Annotated in this window: 7 protein-coding genes and 2 pseudogenes; 4 read left to right on the forward strand and 5 right to left on the reverse strand. The window is 67.4% G+C overall.

Annotated features, from left to right (window positions below; translation table 11 throughout):
• Both ACWEO7_RS37990 and ACWEO7_RS37995 read right to left on the reverse strand, forming a co-directional pair.
• Positions 1 to 426: pseudogene (locus ACWEO7_RS37990) on the reverse strand (cytochrome P450); the annotation flags it as partial.
• A 203-nt stretch (positions 427 to 629) separates the two neighbouring features.
• Entirely contained in the window at positions 630 to 1,316 is a 687-nt protein-coding gene (locus ACWEO7_RS37995; RefSeq protein ID WP_452430511.1) for a methyltransferase domain-containing protein, read from the reverse strand.
• Between ACWEO7_RS37995 and ACWEO7_RS38000 the strand changes: the two genes are divergently transcribed.
• The 4 genes and pseudogenes from ACWEO7_RS38000 to ACWEO7_RS38015 all read left to right on the forward strand — a co-directional run.
• A complete protein-coding gene (locus ACWEO7_RS38000; RefSeq protein ID WP_452430513.1) occupies positions 1,315 to 1,809 on the forward strand; it encodes a MerR family transcriptional regulator in 495 nt (164 codons plus the stop codon). The genes ACWEO7_RS37995 and ACWEO7_RS38000 overlap by 2 nt on opposite strands.
• A gap of 219 nt (positions 1,810 to 2,028) precedes the next feature.
• Positions 2,029 to 2,544 carry a hypothetical protein gene (locus ACWEO7_RS38005; RefSeq protein WP_452430515.1) on the forward strand — a complete coding sequence of 172 codons (516 nt, stop codon included), beginning with the start codon at positions 2,029 to 2,031 and terminating at the stop codon, positions 2,542 to 2,544.
• Positions 2,545 to 2,565: 21 nt separating this feature from the next.
• The gene (gene whiA, locus ACWEO7_RS38010) at positions 2,566 to 2,787 is read left to right on the forward strand and encodes a DNA-binding protein WhiA (protein WP_452430517.1); all 222 of its coding nucleotides are present in this window, start codon (positions 2,566 to 2,568) and stop codon (positions 2,785 to 2,787) included.
• Between the two features lie 322 nt (positions 2,788 to 3,109).
• A pseudogene (locus ACWEO7_RS38015) lies at positions 3,110 to 3,407 on the forward strand (ATP-binding protein); the annotation flags it as partial.
• Here ACWEO7_RS38015 and ACWEO7_RS38020 read toward each other — a convergent pair.
• The 3 genes from ACWEO7_RS38020 to ACWEO7_RS38030 are packed head-to-tail and all read right to left on the reverse strand — an operon-like array spanning position 3,383 to position 4,721.
• Complete coding sequence (locus ACWEO7_RS38020; RefSeq protein ID WP_452430519.1) at positions 3,383 to 3,712, reverse strand: integrase core domain-containing protein; 330 nt, start codon at positions 3,710 to 3,712, stop codon at positions 3,383 to 3,385. The pseudogene ACWEO7_RS38015 and the gene ACWEO7_RS38020 overlap by 25 nt on opposite strands.
• A complete protein-coding gene (locus tag ACWEO7_RS38025; protein WP_452430522.1) occupies positions 3,652 to 4,473 on the reverse strand; it encodes an IS3 family transposase in 822 nt (273 codons plus the stop codon). Before ACWEO7_RS38025 ends, ACWEO7_RS38020 begins: the two co-directional genes overlap by 61 nt.
• Complete coding sequence (locus ACWEO7_RS38030; protein WP_452430521.1) at positions 4,365 to 4,721, reverse strand: transposase; 357 nt, start codon at positions 4,719 to 4,721, stop codon at positions 4,365 to 4,367. Before ACWEO7_RS38030 ends, ACWEO7_RS38025 begins: the two co-directional genes overlap by 109 nt.
• Between the last annotated feature and the right edge of the window lie 168 nt (positions 4,722 to 4,889).

A 4,889-nucleotide genomic window follows, 5' to 3' on the forward strand; every position in this document is an offset into this window, starting at 1 on the left:
CGCCAGCTGCGCCACGGTGTCGTGCAAGCCGTACAGGTCGACCTTGGCCAGACCCGCGACGTTGGCCTGCCGATAGCGGGCATGCTCGGCTCCGGTGTTGCACAACGCGTTCGGCCGCCACTGCATCATCGGCAGCACCGGGCAATCGGCGGCGATGTCCTGCTGCCAGGTGCGGGGATCGGCCGGAAAGTGGTCCGGATCGTTCAGTATCCGCACGGCGGTGTGATAACCGAGCACCAAGGTGGCCGGCACACCCGGCGCCAGCTCCACCGGCGCCAACGATCCGAACCGCTCGCGCATCTCGCGATAGGCGCTGTGCGGGTCCGCGGCGAACTCGTTGGCGAACAAGGGAATCCGCGGGCCGTCGGTGTCGATCGGCGAACCGAGCGGTGCGCGGCTGCGCGCGTAGGACGGGGGGATCGTCATCGGAGAAGCTCCAGGCGGTTGAACAACAAGATCCGTGAGCCTAGGCAGTTTGCGGGCCGTCTGCACCGGAAACGACTCCAGATGATTCGCCCCTGTACGTTACTACGGTGGAGATTCGTCGCCGTCACGCCCGATTGCCTCGTGTGGCGCACATCCTCGAGGGCACCCCTAGTTGTAGGTCGCCTCCGACGGTGATGTGGTACTCAGTCGGCGCGAGTGCCGGTGGCGAGAAAGATCGGGACAGCGGCGAACAGCCGATCGTTGCGGGCTCTGATGGTTTGGTCATCGAGCCAGGCGCCTTCTCCGATGTTGGCGAGCATCGGCAGGCAGGTGGCGTCCGTACACACGATCGTGTGTACCTCGACGGTGACATCGGTGAACCCGTTGTCCAGCAGAATGTTCCGGTATCGGCGGGCGATCCGCGGGTTCGGCATGCCGTCTGCGCGAGCGTGGACGAGCGTGCGGGTGAGTTCGGGATCGTCGGAGTCGATCACGAATGTGTCCCAGTCCTGGCCGACGAGCACCGCGCGGCCGTTTCGGGCCAGGACCCGGCGGGCTTCGATGACGGCTTGCTCGGGCTCGGCGAGGTCGTGCAGGACCTTGTCGGCGCGGTAACCGGTCACCGAGCCGTCGTCGAGCGGCAGCGCGGTGGCGTCGGCGACGTGGAATTCGCATGCAGGCCAGCGTTTCGTGGCGACCTCGATCATGGCGGGATCCAGGTCGACGCCGACGGCCTGCACCCCACGGGCGGCCAACTCGCCGACGGCGCGCCCGCCCCCGCAGCCGACGTCGACAACAGTGTCGCCCAGCGCTTCGTAGGTGCGTTTCCGCAGGTTGCGAGCCTGGGGAAGGTCGTCTAAGGCGTCGAGGAGGGTAAGCAGGGTAGACATGGTCGTCATTGTGCGACTTAATGTATACATGAAGTCAATCGGCGATGTGGCGGCCCGGGTCGGGCTACCAACACACGTGCTGCGACACTGGGAAGCGGAAGGACTACTGGCACCGTCCCGCGTGGGGGATCGGCGCCGCTACACCGACGAGGACCTGTACCGGGTGGCGGCAATCCTGATCTCGAAGGAGGCGGGCTTCGGGCTCGCGGATATCCGGGCGATGCTGGTCGCCCCCTCCGGTCGGGCCCGCCATGAGCTGATGGCCCGCCACCGCGAGAAGTTGCTGGTCCGGATCGCTCGAGCGCAGGCCGCATTGGACATGATCGAAGGCGGCTTGGAATGCCCGCACGACGACATCATGACATGTCCGTATTTCCAGGGACTGCTGGACGCCCGACTGCAGCCCTCTTCCGCGGTGGGCTCGGATCGATTGAACGCCGATCGGGCGACCGAGTTTGCAGGCGGGAATGTCGAAGGTGCCGCAAGCGAATGAACACCCTCGGCCGGGCTCGCGGCGGGATGGAAGTAACCCCAACAATCAACTCGCACGGACTGTGGGTCCAGTGCCGAATGATTGTCCTGATCGGCTGTCCGGATCGCCCGAGCATGCCTCGTCGGTTGAGGTTGGTGTGCCGCCGCGAGCTCCGTAGCGACCGCCGCGCCGTGCCGTGCCCGGTGGTGGGGCGGTGGGGTGTGCTGGCACGGTGGGGGTGTGGATGGCGATTGCCGGTCGGCGACCGACATGGCGGCCCAGGAGTTGGGCGCGGCAGCGCCGCGCGGCAAGCACGCCGATCGTGTCGAGCTGATCACGCTGGTGCGGTTCGCCACCGGGGACGGTGTGCCGGTGTTCGGTTCCCGGGCCACGGCCTGGCGGGTGTGCGCGCTGCTGGCTGCGCAGCTGAAGACAGTAGGGCGGGTGGCGGCGATCGGGCCGCGGGCACACCCGGGGTGGCAGGTGCGGGTGGCCGATGCGACCGGGGTGCGGATCCGACTGGAACTGCTCGACCCCCGCCAGGGGCGTCCGGTGCAGGGGTTGCCGGCGGAGGTCATCGCCCGCCTCGACCAGGACCCGGCGGCGATCGCACCGAGCGGCGTTCCTGGCCGCGGGGCATCCGTGCGGGCGGCGCCGAGACTGCAAATCGAATGCCCCACGATCGCGGTCGCGCTTGCTGTCGCCGGAGCGCTACGTCGGGTGGGGGCCGTCGCGGGGGTGCGTCACCACGAGTGAACCGTCGCTGATCACGTCGCCGTGGCCGGGATCGACACCGTCGCCACAGTGCTGGCCGTGCTCGGCGACCAGGTCCCCGCCCACCTCGCGGCCATCGCGCACCTTCGGCTGCAACACCCGCACGCCGGGATGGGCGCGCTGGGAAAGCTGGCCACCCCACCCCTGTCGAAGGACACCGTGGCCGGACGGCTGCGGCGGCTGATCACCCTGGCCGACCGCCACACCGGCCGCGGCACGACTTGAACACCCTGACTGACGACAGCAGCGGCTACTGTTCAGCAAAGTCGCGTCGTCGGTGGGTTGCTCCGACCCCGGTCGACACCCTCTACACGGACACGAGGTGAGGGCGGTGACGTCGTGGCATGAGCCGGCCGGTGGTCACGGCTTCGGCCGGATGATCGGATTGGGTGTCGAGGCGGTGGTGAACACGGTCGGGGAGCGGGCAGGGGGTGCAGCGTTGAGCTGGGAGTTGTTCGCCACCGACGACACGGCGCGCTCGCGGTCAGCGGCACCACTCGGAGCAACCCACCGACGACGCGACTTTGCTGAACAGTAGCCGCTGCTGTCGGACCGCACCTGGGACAAACGGCTACGCGAGTTCATCCGGCCCGCCGTGCTCATCCTCGACGACTTGGGCATGCGCGAGCTCACCGCGTCCCAGGCCGACGACCTTCTACGAGCTGATCTCCGAACGCACCGCCGCCGGCGGCTCCATGGTGCTCACCTCGAACCGGTCACCAGTGGATTAGTATCCACTGTCCCCGAATTCAGTCGTCGCGGAGTCACTTCTGGACCGACTCATCAACACCAGCCACCAAGTGTTCATGAACGGGCCCTCCTACCGGCCCAACAAACGCCCCGGCCTGTCAATCCCCTCGAAGTGTGGAGGGTCCTTTATGCGGCCTCGTCTCGTGACAGGGCTGCTGCGGCCTCCGCTCGGACGGTGGCCATGTGGGGTGGCCATGTGGGTCTCATAGTCGATCGGCGATCTCCCGCCGCATAGTGAGTGGCGGCGGGCCGCGTTGTAGAACCCGGTGATCCAGGTGACGATCTTCAGCCGGGCCCCGACGCGGGTGCGAAACCGGTGCCGGTGGACGAACTCGACCTTCAGGGTGGAGTTGAACGCCTCGGCAGGGCTGTTGTCCAGGGCCGATCCGACACGGCCCATCGATTGCACGACGCCCAGGGCGCGGCAGAGCCGGTGCAACGCCGCAGCGGTGTTCCGCGATCGCTATGCAGAATCGTGGCCCGGCAGCGTCCACCCCGGATGAAGACCGCGCGATCGACGGCGGTGATGACCAGCTCGGCGCGCATGTGGTCGGCGACCGCCCACCCGAGCGCCCTGCGGGAATGCTCGTCACGGATCGCGTACAGGTACATGTCGCCCTCACCGCAGGTCAGGTACGTGATGTCCGACGACCAGACCAGGTCGGGGCGGCCGCGGTCGAAACGGCGGCCGACCAGGTCCGGTGGGAACTCCGCGACCGGATCGACGATGGTGGTGGTCTTGAACGAGCGAGGGCTGATGCCCTCGATCCCGAGATCGGTCATGATCGCCGCGACGGTGTTCTTCGACACCCGCTCACCCTCGGCCCGCAGGTCCGCGGTGATGCGCGGCGACCCGTAGGTGCCGCGCGAGGCGCGGTGATGGGCACGGATTTTCACCTCCAGGTCCCAGCGGCGCTGCAGCCGTGGCCAGGGCTCCGGATCGGCGCGGACCTGCAGGAACCGGTAGTAGCCGGAGGTCGAGACGCCGAAAAGTTCGGCCATCCGGGTCACATCGAAACCGGCGCACTCCGCCGCCATGAGCTCGAACCTGCTCACTTTGGATGCCGTGCCGCAAAGTACGCCGAGGCTTTTTCCAAGAACGCGATATCTTTGGCCTGCTCGGCCATTTTCGCCGCCTGCTCGGTGACCGTCGCTCGCAATCGCATCAACTCGGTCCGCTCGTCGTCGGAAAGTGGTTGAGCACCTCCGTTATTCGGTTCCCGTCCGCTACGACCGGCTTTCCCGGCCGCGGCCATCCGGCGGCGTTCGTCACGCACCCACTTGTGCAGCAGGTTCTCGTGCAGATCCAGCTCACGAGCGACCTCTCGCACCGGCCGGCCGGAGTCGATCACCCGGTGCGCCGCCTCCACCCGATACTCAGGCGAATGCGATCGACGCGGACGAGGCATGAGGAACATCCTTCCAGGGAACATCGGTCCCGCTATCTCGGATGTCCACTACTTCGGGGGAACCCCCAAGGCCGGGTAGTTAGTGTTTTCGCTTGTCATGCAAGGGTTTCGGGTGACCAGGCGGTGGCGCTGTAGAGGCCTGGGCCGAGTTTGTGGATGAGGCCGTCG

The sequence above is a fragment of the Nocardia sp. NPDC004260 genome, from assembly GCF_053603155.1.